17 protein-coding genes are annotated in these 15,556 nt (G+C 75.0%); 9 read left to right on the top strand and 8 right to left on the bottom strand.

Going from position 1 to position 15,556, the window contains the following annotated elements; all coding sequences use genetic code 11:
• Positions 1 to 26 precede the first annotated feature (26 nt).
• The gene (locus tag ACWD4P_RS09210) at positions 27 to 785 is read right to left on the bottom strand and encodes a MerR family transcriptional regulator (protein WP_449779142.1); all 759 of its coding nucleotides are present in this window, start codon (positions 783 to 785) and stop codon (positions 27 to 29) included.
• Positions 786 to 931: 146 nt separating this feature from the next.
• Complete coding sequence (locus ACWD4P_RS09205) at positions 932 to 1,996, bottom strand: DUF2332 domain-containing protein (RefSeq protein WP_449779141.1); 1,065 nt, start codon at positions 1,994 to 1,996, stop codon at positions 932 to 934.
• A 94-nt stretch (positions 1,997 to 2,090) separates the two neighbouring features.
• On the opposite strand from ACWD4P_RS09205, the gene ACWD4P_RS09200 reads away from it, so the two are divergent.
• The 3 genes from ACWD4P_RS09200 (at position 2,091) to ACWD4P_RS09190 (ending at position 5,347) form a co-directional block, all read left to right on the top strand.
• Positions 2,091 to 2,648, top strand: coding sequence for a hypothetical protein (locus tag ACWD4P_RS09200; protein WP_449779140.1), 558 nt, complete (start codon positions 2,091 to 2,093; stop codon positions 2,646 to 2,648).
• Positions 2,649 to 2,688: 40 nt separating this feature from the next.
• The gene (locus tag ACWD4P_RS09195; RefSeq protein WP_449779139.1) at positions 2,689 to 3,840 is read left to right on the top strand and encodes an SUKH-4 family immunity protein; all 1,152 of its coding nucleotides are present in this window, start codon (positions 2,689 to 2,691) and stop codon (positions 3,838 to 3,840) included.
• Between the two features lie 925 nt (positions 3,841 to 4,765).
• Complete coding sequence (locus ACWD4P_RS09190; RefSeq protein ID WP_359818444.1) at positions 4,766 to 5,347, top strand: AAA family ATPase; 582 nt, start codon at positions 4,766 to 4,768, stop codon at positions 5,345 to 5,347.
• Positions 5,348 to 5,351: 4 nt separating this feature from the next.
• Here the strand turns inward: ACWD4P_RS09190 and ACWD4P_RS09185 are convergent, their stop codons facing one another.
• Entirely contained in the window at positions 5,352 to 5,942 is a 591-nt protein-coding gene (locus ACWD4P_RS09185; RefSeq protein ID WP_359818442.1) for a DinB family protein, read from the bottom strand.
• 126 nt (positions 5,943 to 6,068) lie between these two features.
• Between ACWD4P_RS09185 and ACWD4P_RS09180 the strand changes: the two genes are divergently transcribed.
• Positions 6,069 to 6,908 carry a class I SAM-dependent methyltransferase gene (locus ACWD4P_RS09180; RefSeq protein WP_449779138.1) on the top strand — a complete coding sequence of 280 codons (840 nt, stop codon included), beginning with the start codon at positions 6,069 to 6,071 and terminating at the stop codon, positions 6,906 to 6,908.
• 159 nt (positions 6,909 to 7,067) lie between these two features.
• Here the strand turns inward: ACWD4P_RS09180 and ACWD4P_RS09175 are convergent, their stop codons facing one another.
• The 4 genes from ACWD4P_RS09175 to ACWD4P_RS09160 all read right to left on the bottom strand — a co-directional run bounded on the left by ACWD4P_RS09175 (position 7,068) and on the right by ACWD4P_RS09160 (position 9,378).
• A complete protein-coding gene (locus tag ACWD4P_RS09175; RefSeq protein WP_359818436.1) occupies positions 7,068 to 7,640 on the bottom strand; it encodes a dihydrofolate reductase family protein in 573 nt (190 codons plus the stop codon).
• Positions 7,641 to 7,800: 160 nt separating this feature from the next.
• Positions 7,801 to 8,538, bottom strand: coding sequence for an SRPBCC domain-containing protein (locus tag ACWD4P_RS09170; RefSeq protein WP_449779137.1), 738 nt, complete (start codon positions 8,536 to 8,538; stop codon positions 7,801 to 7,803).
• Positions 8,535 to 9,221, bottom strand: a complete 687-nt coding sequence (locus ACWD4P_RS09165; RefSeq protein WP_359818432.1) for an ArsR/SmtB family transcription factor — start codon at positions 9,219 to 9,221, stop codon at positions 8,535 to 8,537. Before ACWD4P_RS09165 ends, ACWD4P_RS09170 begins: the two co-directional genes overlap by 4 nt.
• A gap of 31 nt (positions 9,222 to 9,252) precedes the next feature.
• A complete protein-coding gene (locus ACWD4P_RS09160) occupies positions 9,253 to 9,378 on the bottom strand; it encodes a hypothetical protein (RefSeq protein WP_449779136.1) in 126 nt (41 codons plus the stop codon).
• Positions 9,379 to 9,566: 188 nt separating this feature from the next.
• On the opposite strand from ACWD4P_RS09160, the gene ACWD4P_RS09155 reads away from it, so the two are divergent.
• Positions 9,567 to 9,998 carry a hypothetical protein gene (locus ACWD4P_RS09155; RefSeq protein ID WP_449779135.1) on the top strand — a complete coding sequence of 144 codons (432 nt, stop codon included), beginning with the start codon at positions 9,567 to 9,569 and terminating at the stop codon, positions 9,996 to 9,998.
• 120 nt (positions 9,999 to 10,118) lie between these two features.
• Positions 10,119 to 10,538 (top strand): hypothetical protein, encoded by a 420-nt coding sequence (locus ACWD4P_RS09150; RefSeq protein WP_359818427.1) that lies wholly within the window; start codon positions 10,119 to 10,121, stop codon positions 10,536 to 10,538.
• 37 nt (positions 10,539 to 10,575) lie between these two features.
• Here ACWD4P_RS09150 and ACWD4P_RS09145 read toward each other — a convergent pair whose 3' ends face one another.
• The gene (locus tag ACWD4P_RS09145; protein WP_359818424.1) at positions 10,576 to 11,412 is read right to left on the bottom strand and encodes a helix-turn-helix domain-containing protein; all 837 of its coding nucleotides are present in this window, start codon (positions 11,410 to 11,412) and stop codon (positions 10,576 to 10,578) included.
• A gap of 127 nt (positions 11,413 to 11,539) precedes the next feature.
• Between ACWD4P_RS09145 and ACWD4P_RS09140 the strand changes: the two genes are divergently transcribed.
• The 3 genes from ACWD4P_RS09140 to ACWD4P_RS09130 all read left to right on the top strand — a co-directional run bounded on the left by ACWD4P_RS09140 (position 11,540) and on the right by ACWD4P_RS09130 (position 15,525).
• Entirely contained in the window at positions 11,540 to 12,604 is a 1,065-nt protein-coding gene (locus tag ACWD4P_RS09140) for an aldo/keto reductase (protein WP_449779134.1), read from the top strand.
• 310 nt (positions 12,605 to 12,914) lie between these two features.
• Positions 12,915 to 13,778 carry a hypothetical protein gene (locus tag ACWD4P_RS09135; RefSeq protein WP_449779133.1) on the top strand — a complete coding sequence of 288 codons (864 nt, stop codon included), beginning with the start codon at positions 12,915 to 12,917 and terminating at the stop codon, positions 13,776 to 13,778.
• Position 13,779: 1 nt separating this feature from the next.
• Positions 13,780 to 15,525: a Y-family DNA polymerase gene (locus ACWD4P_RS09130; RefSeq protein WP_449779132.1), complete on the top strand. Its 1,746-nt coding sequence runs from the start codon at positions 13,780 to 13,782 to the stop codon at positions 15,523 to 15,525.
• The last annotated feature ends 31 nt before the right edge of the window (positions 15,526 to 15,556 follow it).

The following is a 15,556-nucleotide window of genomic DNA, read 5'->3' as shown; positions in this document are numbered from 1 at the left end:
GCCCCCTCCGCGAGGGCGCCCCGGGCTCAGGACAGCCGCGCCGCCGCGTAGGCCTCCATGGCGGCCCGCTGGTACGCGGCCAGGCCCGGGGCGATGGCCTCGTACGCGGCGCTCCACTGCTCGTTCTCGGTGCAGGAACGGGCGATCGCCAGGTACTCCTCGGCCGGGACCGAGCGGATGGTTCCGAGCAGCCGGTACTCCTCGTCGATCGTGCTCTGCACGGCCTCGGCGTCGGCCGGGTGCCCGGCCGCCATCAGCTCCGCCAGCCGGATCATGCGGGTGGTCCGCTCGCGCTGTCCGGCCTCGACCTCGGCCGGGGTCATCGCGGCGGTCGCGCGTCGGGCAGCCTCGGCGTGCTCGGGGAAGTCGCGCAGACTCGCGTCGACGTCATCGGGCTGGATGCCCTCGAACAGGTTCTCGGGGCGGTTGATGGTCATGGGCGTGCCGTCCTTCCAGGAGCCTTCCAGGTCGGCGATCGTGCGGGAAACGGTGGCGGCCAGGGCGTCGAGCCGATCGCGCTCGGCGAGCAGCCGCCGGTGGTGGCCCCGCAGGGCCTCCAGCTCGTCCACCTGATCGCCCAGGATCCGGGCGATCTCGGTCAGCCCCACGCCCAGCGCCCGCAGTACCAGGATCTGCTGCAGCTGGAGCAACTGCCGTTCCTCGTAGTAGCGGTGGCCGTTGGAGCCGATCCGGGCCGGGGGCAGCAGCCCGATCTCGTCGTAGTGCCGCAGTGTTCTGGCGGTCACGCCGGACATCCGGGCCACTTCGGCGATGGGCCAGGCCATGGCTGCCTCCCTCGTTTCCACGTCCCCACGTTCGCGTGGACCGGGGCCGGTTCTCCGGCCCTGACCACGACGGTAGGAGCTGCCGCTGCGGCAGCTTCAAGCCCAGGACGTCCGGCCAGGCGTCGCCCCCACCCGCAAGCCTCCTCCTACGCCTCGTGCGCCTTCCACGCCTCCTCGAACCAGTCCAGAGACTGCCCGTGCGGCCCGGTGAAGGCCACCGGCCGTTCGTCCAGGGCGAGTGCGAACAGCCCGGAGCCGGCCGGGGCCGGGCGGGGGAGGCGCCGGGCGACCGCCGGCAGTACCGAGACCGCCTCGTTGGAGATCCAGTGGCCGGGCAGCTCGCGCATCGTCGCCGCGAACTCCTCCCGTGCCTCCGGTGGCAGGTAGGCGAGGACCGCGCTGTGGAACACCACCGGCGTCGCCCCCGCCGGTGCCTGCGCGACCAACTCCCTGACCGTCGCGTTGAGATCGCCGCGCACCAGCAGCGGCGGTTCGGCCCGGGCGGCCCGGACGGCACCGCGCAGCCGCTCCAGCCGGTGGGCCTGCTCGGGCCAGACCAGCGACTCCAGCCAGCGCATGTCCTCCTCGGCCCGTACGTCCAGCGGGTTGAGGTCGATCCCGGCCCGCCACACGACCTCGGGCAGCCGCTCCCGGAGGGAGCCGGTGAGCGGTACCGGCCCGCTCACCGCGCAGTCCAGCGTCACCGGGCTCGCCGTGGCGCCGAACTCGACGGCCGGGGCACCGGCACCGCCGCCCCTCCCGGTCCCCTCCTCGGCCGAGTGCCCCTCCTCGGTCACGTGCCGGTACCGGTAGCGATACCGGTCCGGGTACAGGCAGAGCCCGGCGGAGGCACCCACCTCGATCAGGGCGAGCGGCTGCGGCAGCATGGCCAGCAGCGGCAGCAGGGTGGCACAGCGGCCCGCCTCGTTGGTCTGCGTCCGCCGCTCCAGCATCGTCGCCGAGACCTCGGACCAGTGCTCCGCCACCCAGTCGCGGAAGGCCGGCCACCCCTCCGTCACCGGCCCGCCCAGGTGCCGGACCGCGCCGAACAGCAGGTTCGGCTGCCGCTTCGCCACCGGAAGCCCGTCCAGCAGCCCACCCAACTGCCTGTCCCCGGCAGTGCGCTCGGCCAGCTCCCGGTAGATCGGCGAGTTGCCGCGCGCCTCCCGCTCCGCGAACGCCCGGTAGAGCTCTCCCGTGTCGCTGCGCATTCCCCGTTGATCCCTTCGACGCCGTCCCGAGTGATCGAATCGGCCCAGCGTACGCCCGGTCCGAATCCGCTCCCGCCGTCACCGTGTGCCCACCGTGCGTCCCGCGCCCGGCTGGGCGGCGGACCGCTCGGCGGAGGAACTCGCGGAACCGTTCACCTTCGTGGTCTCCCCCGGCCGCGCGCTGCGACTCGCCCCGCGCCGTAGCGGGCACGTGGCCTGCGCGGGCGGGGAGCCGGCACCGGGCGCCGGGGAGATCGGGTTCCGGCGATCCGGGGACGGAGGGGAGGTCGGGACGGTCGGCAACCACTCCACCGGCTGCTGCCCCGACACCGCCTCCTGGCTCGACACTGCCTCCTGGCCTGCCGTCACCGCCGCCCTCGCCCGCCTCGGGTCGCCGCACCCCGAGGCCTTCACGCACCTGGCGGTCTTCACGCACCCGGTGGTCGTCCGCCGCCGCCCGCGGTGCGCCCGCTGCCACCTCGTCCGCGAGGAGCACTACGCCCGCGTCTTCTACGACGCGGACCTGCCCCGGCACTGGAACGTCGACCAGGTCGCGCTGCCCGAGCGGGCACGAGCGAGCGGGCACGGGCGGCCGACGCTCCGCCGTGAACCGCGGCGCGGGCACGCCGGGGATGTCGGGGCGGGCCGCTAGGGTCTGGGGGTCACGGGGTAGGCCGGGAGGGGTGGGGCACGTGGGGTTCGGGCAGGCGGCGGAGCTGCCGTGCGGGGTCGTGCACGCGGGCAGTCGGGAGTTCCTGGCGCGGGAGGGGCTGCCGGCGGCCGGGGCGTTCCTGGACTTCGGGGTGCTCGGGGACGGGGCGCTGACGGCCGTCCCGGCGGAGGCGGAGCGGCTGTTCCTCCTCGGGGAGACGGAGTACTGCACGCCGTTCGCCGCCGGCGGCAGCCTGGTGCTGCTGGACGGCGTGACCGGCGAGGTGTTCCTGGACAACGGCGGCCCGCGGCGCGACCTGCTCGCCTCCGGCGTGGCCGAACTGGCGGGCCTGGTGCGCGCGGTGGACGCGGTGGCCGAGGAGGCCCGGCGGCCGGAGGCCCTGGACGGGCGGCGCGGACCGGCCGCACTGGCCGAGGTGCTGGCGGGGGCCGAGCTGCGGATGCGGGAGGTCGATCCCGCGCTGTTCGGCGACGCCGCCGTGCCGCCGCCGCACTGGGGCACCGCGCTGCTCGTGCGGGCACTGGGCTGGGGCGCGCAACCCGGCGACCCGGACGGGCCCGCGTACGAGACGACCCCGGAACTGGTGGCGGAGCTGGCCGCGCTGACGGACCAGGACGGCGGCCCCGGCCGGGTGCACCGCTTCCGGGCCGAGGACCTGCCCGCCGCCCTGGCGCACGAGCCGACCCGGCGGCTGCTGACCGAGGTCGGCCTGCCGCTGGGCGGGGCGATGTTCGGGGTGTGCGAGGAGCCGCTGGTCACCATGGGCGAGGCGTACCCGGAGTACTTCGACGGCGAGGAGGAACGCCCCTACCAGCGGGACTTCCTCGCCCTCGGGGACTGGCCGACCGATCTCACGATCGCCCTGGACGGCGCCACCGGCCGGCTGGAGCTGCCGGACTGGTACGACGACGGCCACCCCGAGGCCTACCTCAACCGTGACCTGTCCGCCCTGCTCTACGCCCTCTGGACGTACGAGCGGCTGCGCGCCGAGTGGGACCGCTGGGACTACGGCCGGGCCCGGGAGACATGGGCGGTGTTCGACCCGCAGGCCCTGCTGAGCGCGGTGGTGGACCGGCTGGTGGAGGCCGTCGACCCGGAGGCCTTCGCCTCGCCCGGCTGCTCCTGGCGCCTGCTCGCCGAGGACGGCCACATGGGCGGCCTGCTCGGCTGAGCGGCTCCGGCGGTCCGGGGAGCCTCGGCCGGGCCGGGCGGCGCTCGGGGTCCGGCCGGGGTCCGGACGGACGCAGGTCGAGGTCCGGCCGGACGCAGGTCGGAGTCCGGCCGGGGCCGGTTCAGGGGCCGGGATCCACGCACGGGCCGGGGTGTCCCCGAAGGGGCCGAGGGGGCAACACCGGGCGTCCCGGGGCAAGCCGCCGCGTCCCAACGGGCGGCGCCGGTGGGGTCCGGGCCCGTTCCGTGCGACCGGGGCCGAGTCGGGGCGACGCCCGCGGCACCGCCCCGGAGTGCGCTGGGACCGGGGCTCTGCGCCAGGCGAACTCACCCGCCGTCCGGAACCGTCGACCGCCACCGCTCCCCACCCACAGCTCCGGCGGCCCCCGTACCGGTACGCCCGCCCGAAGCGGTCCGTCACCTCCGTGGCGATCCCGCGCCCGGCCGGCCGCGCCCGCCGGTAGGCCATCTCGACGGCCGTCCCGATGAGGCCGAAGTCCCGTAGCCGGTCGAGGAGTTCGCAAACGGACCGGAATAAAGGGTCCGATCCCCCGTGGAACGGGACGGGCGCGCTCTCGCGGATCGCCCGCAGCGCGGCCACCGGGTCGGTGAGCGGCCCGGCGAGCCGGAGCCGGGCCGGTCCGTGGGTGGTCGGCAGCGCCTCGCGGACGTCCCGCGGTGCGGCCCCGGGGCCCGAGTCCTCGCAGCACAAGGTGCCGCACCGCGGGCAGAAGCGTTCGGCGTCCCACCACAACTCCCCCTCGCGGTGCGGGAACTGTCCGAGGCTGCGGACGGCGGTGCCCCCGCAGCCCGCGGCGTCGGACGGCTGTCCCCGCACCCTGCTCCGCCCCCGCCGTGCCGGATCTCCCCATGCCCGACACCCTGCGGTGGCGCTCCGCGGGCCGTTCGGCCCGTAGGGTGCGGGGATGAGGCGCTATGTGCTGACGGGTACTCCGGGGGCCGGGAAGACGGCGATCCTGCGGTGGCTGGAGTGCGCGGGACACCCGGTGGTCGAGGAGGCCGCCACGGACGTCATCGCGTTGCGGCAGGCCCAGGGCGAGCCGGAGCCGTGGACGGACCCGTCGTTCGTGGACGCGGTGGTGGCGCTGCAGCGGCGGAGGCAGGAGGGGGCCGCCGGCGGGCCGGGGGAGGTGTGGTTCTTCGACCGCTCGCCGGTGTGCGCGTACGCCCTGGCGGTGTACCTCGGCCATCCGGTGTCCCCGGCCCTCGCCAGGGAGCTCGACCGCGTCCGGGAGGAGGGGGTCTACGAGCGCCGGGTGTTCTTCGTGGAGAGCCCGGGTTTCGTCACCCCGTCCGGGGCGCGGCGCATCTCGTACGAGGAGTCGCTGCGGTTCGAGCGGATCCACCGGGAGGCCTACGCCGGGTTCGGGTACGTGTGCGTGCCGATCGCCCCGGGGCCGCTCGCGGACCGGGCGGCGGCCGTCGTGCGGCACGTCGACGGGGCCGTCGCGTCGGTGTGCCGGGCCGCCGACCGGCGCCGGGGCTGACGGTTCAGGCCTGGCCGCCGGCTTCCCGGGCCGCCCGTTCCACGCGGTCGTGGTGGGCCCGCCACCAGTCGGCGTCGCCGGGGGCGGTGTTGGCGCCGTCGGGGCGCTGGCCGGTGGCGCCGTCCACGAGTTCGCGGACCAGGTCGGCGTGGCCGACGTGGCGGTGGGTCTCGGCGATCATGTGGACGAGTACCCGGTGCAGGGTCTGTTCGTGGCGGGCGCCGAACGGCACCGTGCCGACGGCGTCCAGCGGCAGGGCGTCGATGGTGGCGTCGGAGTGGGCCCAGACCCGCCGGTAGCGCCCGACGATCTCCTCGGTGCTCTCGTCCGCGCGTGCCCACAGATCGCCGTTGGGCTCGGTCCCGCCGGTGATCCACACCGGGGAGGGCTCGGGGAAGGGGCGGCCGAAGGTGTCGCCGAAGTACAGCGCCTCGGCGCCGGTGACGTGTTTGACCAGGCCCAGCAGGTTGGTGCCGGTGGGGGTGAGCGGGCGGCGCAGGTCGTACTCGGAGAGGCCTTCGAGCTTCCAGAGCAGGGCGTCGCGGGCGTCCTGGATGTAGATCCGGAGATCGTTCTTGTCATCTGCAGAAGTCATGTGATCAGTCTGTTGATCACGGGATTTCTGTCCATCGAATTCCGATCCCACCCGATCCTGACCCCACGTCAGATCGTGCCATGATCAAGCCTGTTCACCCGACGCCGAAGCCCCGGAGGAGCGGCCATGGCCGACGACACCTGGTCCTGGGACGAGACGCTGTTCGCCGGAACGGCGGCCCACTACACCCGCGGCAGGCTCCCCTACGCCCCCGGACTGGCGGAGGCACTGGCCGGGGAACTGGGACTCGACGGACGGGGACGGCTGCTCGACCTGGGGTGCGGCCCGGGCACGCTGACACTGGGCCTGGCACACCTGTTCCGCGAGGTCGTCGGAGTGGACCCGGACGCCGGGATGATCGGCGAGGCACGCCGCGCCGGCGCCACGGAGCCCAAGGTCACCTGGGTCCGGGCCCGGGCCGAGGAACTGCCGCCGGGCCTCGGCACCTTCACCCTGGCCGTCTTCGGCCAGTCCTTCCACTGGATGGACCGCGACCCGGTGGCGGCGACGGTACGGCGCCTGCTGCGGCCCGGCGGCGCGCTGGCCCACATCTCGGACCTGAAGGGCGAACCGCGCCCCACCGAGGGACTGCCGCACCCACCGGTCCCGTACGTCGCGATCGGCGAGCTGGTCCGGCACTACCTCGGCCCGGTCCGCCGCGCCGGGCAGGGGCTGCTGCCGCACGGCACGCCGGACGGCGAGGCCGCCGTCCTCGCCCGGGCGGGATTCGCGGGCCCGCGGCGGATCGTCGTCCCGGGCGGGCAGCCGCTGGAACGCACGGCCGACGACACGGTCGCGGGCGTCTTCGCGCTCTCCTCCTCCGCCCCGCACCTGTTCGCCGAGCACCGCCCGGCCTTCGAGTCGGACCTCCGCCGCCTCCTCGCCCGGACCTCGCCGTCGGGGCTCTTCTCGGAGCGGCAGCCGAGCAGCGAGGTGTTCGTCTGGCGCACCGCGGCGGCGCGTTGACCGCCCGGCCGGCCCTGCCCCGGCCGGCCCTGCCCCGGCCCGTCCTGCCCCGGCCCGTCCTGCCCCGGCCCGTCCTGCCCCGGCCCGCCCTGACCCAGACCGCCCCGACCCCGCCCCGACCCCGTCCTGACCCGACCCGGTCCGGGCGGCGGAAGCCGGTCAGCGGACCACGTCGAAGACCTGCTTCTGGAGGCCGTTCCCGTACACCTCGTGCTCGACCAGCTTCAGCTTCTGGGTGTCCTTGTCCGTCGTGCTGAACAGGCGCTTGCCGGCGCCGAGCAGCAGCGGGAAGACGAGCAGGTGGTAGCGGTCGATCAGGCCGGCGTCCGAGAGGGCGTGGTTCAGGGCGGCGCTGCCGTGGACGATGATCGGGCCGCCCTCGGTCTCCTTCAGCGCGGCGACCTCGTCGAGCGAACGCAGGATGGTGGTCTCGCCCCAGTTCGACACCAGGTCGTCCTCGGTGAGGGTGGTGGAGACGACGTACTTCGGCAGCGCCTTGTAGCGGGCGAACTCCGGCATGTCCGGCCACACCGGGCTGAACGCCTGGTAGCTGACCCGCCCGAGCAGCATGGCGGTGGCCTCCTCCTGCTCCCGGCCCTTGATCTCGAAGGCCTCGGGGAGGAACTCGATGTCCTTGAAGGTCCAGCCGGCGTTGCGGTAGCCGGGTTCGCCGCCGGGGCCTTCGACGACGCCGTCGAGGGAGACGAAGGCGGTGCTGATCAGGGTGCGCATGGGGGTTCCTCGGTTTCTCGTGCGGATCCGGTTCCGTCGGGTCCGGCTGATCCGGCTGATTCGGTCGGTGCGGAAGGCCCGGAAGGCCCGGAAGGGGTGCGGTAACGGGTGCGGCAAGGGCGGAAGTGCTCAGGGGCCGCGAAGGCCGCCAAGGCGCGGCTCAGGCGAGCACCCCGGCCAGCCACCGCTGCCAATCGGCCTCGGCCCCCTCCGGAGCCGGGCCGAAGAGGTGGTGGAACATCAGCACCAGGCCGGAGCCGTGGTGGAAGGTGTACAGCCCGTCGGCGGTGCGGACCTCGAAGCGTTCGTCGTCCGCCCGGACCACCTCGCCGTCCAGCGGCGGCAGTCCCGCCGGCTCGCCGTGGAACAGGGTTCCGGCGGCGACCGGGAGCGGCAGCGACAGGGCGCGGGCGAGCAGGGCCCGGACCTCCGGTTCCGGGCGGCCGGCCGACGGCGCGGCGGCGAACACGGGGACGGCGGTGCGTCCGGGGAAGTGGGCGAGGTACTCGCGGAGCGTGTGGAGGTGGAAGGGCCAGCCGCGGCGCAGCGCGTCGTACTCGTCCTGCCAGTCGTCGCCGAGCAGGCCGCTGTGGACGACGCGGAGCACGGTGGCGCCGCCGTCGCGGCCCTCGATCAGGTACTCGAAGGCCATGAAGCGGCCGTCCTCGCCGGTGGCCGTACGGGTGGCCAGGCGCTTGCCGGGCTCGTAGGCGGTGACGACGGCCTCCGTGCGGTGGCCCCCGGTCTCCATGGCGGCGGTGCCGCCCTCGCGCGGGTCCAGCTCGTTGCGGCCCATGAACCAGGAGTCGATCCCCGGTCCGGTGGCGATCGCCTCCCAGACCTGCTCCGGGTCGGCCGGCAGGGAGGTCTCCAGCTCGATCTCGAAGGGGTGGGTCATCGTGGGTCCTCCTGGTTCGGTGCGGTCCTGGTCGGCTCTTCCGCCGGGGTGCCGTCGGGGCCCGGCTCCGCGCCGGCTCCGGTCCGCGCCCCGGCTCCGTTCTCGGTGGCGGGGATCTGGTGGAGTCCGACGATCACCCGGTGGCTGCGGCCCCCGGGGGCGGACTCGTCGTGGTACCGGCTGACGAGGGTGGCCACGGACTGGGCCAGCTCCTCGGCGAAGGCGGCCCGGTCGGTCGCGGAGGCGAACCGCACCTGCGCGTCGATGCCGAAACTGGCGACCCGCCGGCGGGCCCGGGAGGCGCCGGTCAGCAGGGCCCCGACCTCCTGCACCAGCCGGGAGCCGAGTGCCAGCAGCCAGCGGGCGGAGAGCTGGTCCGGGGAGCGGGCGGGGTCCGGGCTCACGGCGGCCAGGACGCTGGGGGAGATCACGAAGGAGGCCGCGGTGGCGCGGTAGAGCCGTTCGGTGACGTTGCCCTTGCGGCGTTCCTCGGCGAGTTCGACGAGGCCGTGCCGCTCCAGCTCCTTCAGGTGGTAGTTGACCTTCTGCCGGGGCAGCCCCAGCCGGGCGGCCAGCATGGCGGCCGAGGCGGGCTCGGTCAGGGCGGCGAGGAGGCGGGACCGCATCGGGTCCAGCGAGGCCTCGGCCGCGGCGGGTTCTTCGATCACGGCGACTTCCAGCACCGTTCCAGCATTCAACCGACAAAAAAATTTGTCAAGGAAAAAACGCTTGTCGGTAGCCCGGCCGGGCGAACCCCGTCCCCCGTCCGGCTCGCTCGCGCTTCAGGGCGAACGCGCAGGTGCGGATCAGCCCCAGGGCGACGGCGATGCCGAATCCCATGATCATCACTGTCTCCGGATCCCGTGCCCGACGCTCGTCGGCACATCCACAAGAGGCGCGGACCGCCCCGAAGGACCCGGTTCCAGGGGGCCGGCTTCCGAAGGAGGGGGAAGTGGATCCGATGAGGCGGTGTCGCATATCCGATTTTCGCTACCGGAGTTCGGTGTGGGGGCGGCATGCTTCGCGGCATGACGGCATTCGGTGGGAGTGGCCGGTCGACGGTCGTTCTGTGGGCGGTCCTGACGGCGTTGTGCGTGGGGGCGGTCGGCGTCGCCGTGCTCCTCGGCCTGGCCCGGGTGGCGCCATGGGGACCGGTGGAGCGGGTGGTGGTGTCGACGTGCGAAACCAGGCACGCCGGGCGCAATGACTACGTGCAGTGTGACGGCGTCCTTCCCGACGGCGCCCCGGTCTCGCTGCGCCACGACGGCCGTCCCGGGGAGGGGGTGGATGCGGTGCGGGCGCCCTGGGGCTCGTACGTCGTTCCCCGGACGGGCTTCGCCGCCTGGGCCGAGGCCCTGGCGGCTCCGCTGGTGCTGTCCCTGGCGACGGTGGCGTGCGTGGTCGCCCTGCGGAAGTCGGCCCGCCGGACCCGGTACCGCCCTGGGGGCGGGCTGCGATGAGTTCGATCGCGATGTGTCCTGTCCCGGCATCTGCTGGGGGTGGCTCCGGAAGAGGTAGTTTGATCGTTCTGCGGCGAGGGCGAGGGCGAGGGCGAGGGCGAGGGCGGAAAGGCGGTGCGGATGTCCGAGCGGGCGGTGAGGCCGAGCGAGGTTCTGGCCGAAGGCGAGGTGAGGCTGCTGCAACGGGCTCTCCTCGAATGGGGCGGGCCGGCGCGGTGCAGCGACCAACTCGCCTTCGGCATGGGGTTCGCGGACGCCGGTGATCTGCTCGATCAGTGCCGCACCCTGCGTCGCGCTCTGGGAAACGACGAGCCCGTCAAGCCCGTCGAGTGGGCGCGGACCCTCCTGGCCGCGGAGATCGTCTTCGTCAGCGACCTCGCCGGCTCGGGCGTCGAGTGGCGAACGACCACGGGGCTCAGCGACGAGGCCACCCTCCCGATCCTCCGATCGATCCAGCGAAAGCTGTCCAGGACCGTGAGCGCCTACTACGGAAGACGTCCGGCCGCACAGCCCCGAGGCGATGGGGGCGGCTGGGCTTGATGCGGTCGGCCAGGGCGAGGCGGAGGACGGGCCCCGGTCATCGCGCGTACAGCCGGTCCAGGGCCGTGCGGCTCTCCTCGTCCGCGGCGCGGTAGACGAGAAGGCGCAGTCCCGGATCCTGGAGCGGTAGCAGGACTTCGAATTCGACGGTGATCGCACCCGCGACCGGATGCCGCAGCACCTTCCGGCCGCGTCCGTTGACGCTGACCTCCCGCTCCGACCACAAGCGGGCGAAGTCCTCGTCCTGCGTGACGAACTCGGCGATGAGATCGGACAGTTCCCGGTCTTCCGGGTGAGCGGCCCAGGCCGCGCGCAGGTGGGCGATCCCGTCCCGCAGCGCCTGCTCCCGGTCGGCGTAGAAGTCGCGCATCGCCGGGTGCAGCAGGCACAGCCGCATCGCGTTGCGCCGTGACGGCGGTACGGCCTCGAAGCCCGGCAGCAGCCGGGCCATTTCGGGGGTCCAGGCGAGGACGTCGTAACGGTGGTTCAGCAGCATGGCCGGCAGCGGCGAGAGGTCGCCGACCAGGCGGGCCAGCGACGGCGCCGCACCGGCGGCGGGCCCACCGGTGGTGTCGGGGCGGCGGCGTCCGGCCAGGTCGAACAGGTAGTCCCGTTCGCTCGCGTCCAGGCGCAGTGCCCGGGCCAGCGCCGCCAGGACCTCCGCGGAGGGCCGCAGCCCCCGGCCCTGTTCCAGCCGGACCACGTAGTCGGTGCTCACCCCGGCCAGCTCGGCGACCTCCTCGCGGCGCAGCCCCGGTGTCCGCCGGGCCCGCCGATGCGACGGCAGACCCAGCCGGTCCGGGTCGAGGCCTTCGCGCCTGTTCCGCAGGAACGCGGCCAACTCCTGGGCGGGGTCCATGGTTCGGCTCGTCATGACCGGTCCAACCGCCGGGGTGGGACCGCTCTTCCCAGGAAGTTCCCTCCCTTATCCCGGGCCGGAGGCCGCCGCAGACTCGGTCCCGGCAACGGAACACGAGCACACGCGAGCACAGGAGAACCTGATGGCACTGGCCCTGGACGACTACCGGCTGCTGGGCCGCTCGGGACTGCGGGTGTCACCGCTGGCCCTGGGCACCGCGACCTTCGGCACCGAATGGGGGTGGGGCGCCGAACGGGCCGAGGCCCGCAAGCTGTTCGACCGCTACGTCGGGCTCGGCGGCAACCTCCTCGACACCGCCGACACCTACACCGAGGGCAGCTCCGAGCGCCTGCTCGGCGAGTTCGCCCACGAGGAGCGCGAACGCCTGGTGCTGGCGACCAAGTACTCGACGCTGCGCCGCCCCGGCGACCCGAACTCCGGGGGCGGGCACCGCAAGGCGCTGTTCGGCTCGGTGGAGAGCAGCCTTCGGCGGTTGGGCACCGACTACCTCGACCTGCTGTACCTGCACGTCTGGGACTTCCGGACGCCGGTGGAGGAGGTGCTGCGCGGGCTGGACGACCTGGTCCGGCAGGGCAAGGTGCTGTACGTGGCGATCTCCAACACCCCGGCCTGGCAGGTGTCCCGGATGCAGGCGATCGCCGACCTGCGCGGCTGGTCGCCGCTGGTCGCGCTGCAGGTCGAGTACAGCCTGATCGAACGCACCGCGGAGCGCGACCTGATCCCGATGGCCCGGGAGCTGGGCCTGGGCGTGGTCCCGTACTCGCCGCTCGGCGGCGGGGTGCTCAGCGGCAAGTACGGCCGGGAGGACGTGGGCGCGACGGGCGCCGGCCCCGACGGGAGCACCCGTCGGAGCCACAACCTCGCCCTGGGCACCCTCACCGAACGCAGCCTCGGCGTGGCCGGGGTGGTCCGGGAGCTGGCCGTCGAGCTGGGGCACACCCCGGCCCAGGTGGCGCTGGCCTGGACGCTGCGGAAGCCGGGCGTGACGAGCACGCTGCTCGGCGCCCGTACCCCGGCCCAGTTGGAGGACAACCTGGGCGCCCTGGCGGTCGAGCTGACGGACGCCCAACTGGCCCGGCTCGACGCGGCGGGCGCGATCGCCCTCGGCCAGCCGCACGACCTGCTGGCGAGCGAGCCGATTCGCCAGGTGACCACGGGCGGCCTGCGGATCGAGACCCGCCGCTGACGGCCGCCGTCAGCGCCGGGAGCCGGGAGCCGGGAGCCGTGGGCCGTGGGCCGGGAGCCGTGGGCCCGGGGCCGGGGGCCGGTTCACCGTCCGGGCGGACCCGTTCGGATCGCTTCCGCCGTCGGACTCGCCGTCCTCACCGTCGGGGCCCACGGTCCTCACGCCCTCACGCCCTCACGCCCTCACGCCCTCAGGGCGGGGGTGAGCCTCGTGGCGCCGGTCGAACGGGTGCTTCGGCTCACGGAGAGTGACAGGTGGGGCGGACGAGTCGGACTTGAATCTTTGCGAACGAATGTTCGATCCTGGGGGTGTGCCCGTTTTCGAATCTGTTTTCGAATCCACCGCCGAGCAGCCCGCACACCCCGTGCTCCGCCCGGTGGCGTCCCCGGCTGCCGTGGCGGGGGAGAGGGGGGAACCCGAGGGGCCGCGGGCGGCGGAGCCCCGGGGGCTGCTGCCGGTGCCGTCCGCGCTGCGGGAGGTGCTGCCCGAGGCCGGGCTGCGCAGGGGGACGGCGGTGTCGGTGGCGGGCGGGGACACCGGGCTGCTGCTGGCGCTCGCCGCCGGGGTGAGGGAGACCGAGGGCGGCTGGGCCGCGGCGGTCGGACTGCCGGACCTGGGGCTGGCCGCCGCCGAGGGGTACGGCCTGGACCTGCGACGGCTGCTGGTCGCGGACGACCCGGGGCCGCACTGGGCCGAGGTGGTCTCGGTGCTGGCCGGCGCGGTCGAGCTGATCATGCTGCGCCCGGACGGGCCGGTGCCGCCGAAGCTGGCCGCCCGGCTGGCGGCGGTGCTGCGGCGCAGCGGCTGCGTGCTGCTGGTCGCCGGACCGTGGCCGGGCGCGGTACTGCGGCTGGGGGTTCGCTCCGGGCGCTGGTTCGGGCTGGGCGACGGCCACGGGCAGCTCGTCGGGCGACAGGTGGAGGTGGTGGCCGAGGGGCGCGGTTCGGCGGTCCGCGGCCGGACGGCCCGGCTCTGGCTGCCGGACGAGTACGGCGCGGTGCGCCCGCTCCGGGAACAGTCGCAGCCGGTGGCGGAACCGACGGCGGTGCCGGCAGTGCCGGTGGTACCAGCGGTACCGGCCATATCAGCAGTACCGGCAGTACCGGCCATACCGATGATGCCGGGCATGCCGGTGGCGGAGCCCGTGGCACCCCGCGTGGCGGCGGTGGTCTGAGATGGCGGACGACAGGACACCCCGGGTGCTGGTGGTCTGGTGCCCGGACTGGCCGGTGGCGGCCGTCACCGGCGACGACCCGGTCGCGGTGACCGAGGGCGGGCGGATCCTCGCCTGCTCGGCGGGCGCCCGGGCGGCCGGGGTGCGGCAGGGGCAGCGGCTCAAGCTGGCCCAGCGGCTCTGCCCGGAGCTGGAGCTGCGCGACCGCGACCCGGAGGCGGAGGCCCGCCGCTTCGAGCCGGTGGTCGCGGCGGTGGAGGCGTTCACGCCCCGGGTGGAGGTGATCCGCCCGGGCCTGTGCGCGATTCCGGTGAAGGGCCCGGGCCGCTACTTCGGCGGCGAGGAGGCGCTGGTCGGCAAGGTCGGCAGGGCGGTGGCGGACGCCCTCGGGCAGCCGCTCGTCCCGGACGCCGTCCCGGGCGCGATGGCCGTCGAACCCCGCCCGGAATCCGGTGCCCGTCCGGAACCCGGTGCCCGTCCGGAACCCGGTGCCCGCCCGGAACCCGGTGCCCGCCCGGAACCCGGTGCCCGCCCGGAATCCTCCCCACAGCCGGAGCCCGCCTCTCGGCCGGACCCCACGCCCCCGCCGGCCGCCACTCCCCGGGCCCGGGTCGGTGTCGCCGACGGCCTGTTCGCCGCCGTGCTCGCCGCCCGGGCCGGGGTGCTGGTCCCGGCCGGCCGGACGCCGGAGTTCCTCGCCCCGTACCCGGTGAGCGCGCTGGGTGACGAGGCCCTGGCCGAACTGCTCGGGCGGCTCGGCCTGCCCACCGTCGGGTCCTTCGCCGCGCTGCCTGCCGAGTCGGTCGCGGACCGCTTCGGCCCGTCCGGGACGGTCGCGCACCGGCTGGCCCGCGGCTTGCAGCCGCGCCCGCTGGTGCCGCGCGACGAGGAGCCGGACCTCGCCGTCGAGCAGCGCTTCGATCCGCCGGAGCCGCTGGCCGAACCGCTGGTGTTCGTCGCCCGCACGCTGGCCGAGCAGCTGCACCGGCGGTTGGCCGGGGCCGGGCTGACCTGCCGCCGGGTGGCCGTCGAGGTGGCCTGCGCGGACGGCCGGACGGCCTCCCGGCTGTGGCGGCACGAGGGCCGGCTGTCCGCGACGGCGCTGGCCGAGCGGGTCCGCTGGCAGCTCCAGGCCTGGCAGGGCGCGGGTACCTTCACCGACGCCGGGGGAGACGGCGCGGACACCGGCTTCATCCTGCTCCGGCTGGCCCCCGACGGCCTCTCCCCGGACCAGGGCCGTCAGCTCGCACTGTGGGGCCAGGCCGTCGCGGACGACCGGGTGGAGCGTGCCGTCGCCCGGGTGCAGGCGGTGCTCGGGCACGCCGGGCTGCGCCGGATCGAGCCGGCCGGCGGGCGCGGCCCGGGCGAGCAGGCGGTCAGGGTGCCGTGGGGTGAGCCGTACGCGGCGGCGGTGCCGGCCGACGCGCCCTGGCCGGGGCGGCTGCCGGAGGTGTGGCCCGCCGTGGTGCTCCGGGAGCCGGCGCCGGTGCGGGTGCTGGACGGGGCCGGGCAGCCGGTCACGGTGGACGGCCGGGCCGGGGTGTCGGCCCGGCCGGCCCTGGTCGTGGTCCGGGGCCGGGAGGAGCCGGTGGACGGTTGGACCGGCCCCTGGCCGGCGGTCGAGTACTGGTGGGACCAGTCGCTGGCCCGGCGCCGCGCGCGGTTCCAGGTCGTGGTGGGCGGCGGCCGGGCGCTGCTGCTCACCGTGGAGGGGGGTGCCTGGTACCTGGAGGCCGGCTACGACTGACGGTCCCGGGCCCGCACAGGAGGGGGCAAGG

This window comes from Kitasatospora sp. NPDC002543, from assembly GCF_053594915.1.
This window is presented reverse-complemented; position numbering and strand designations above follow the sequence as displayed.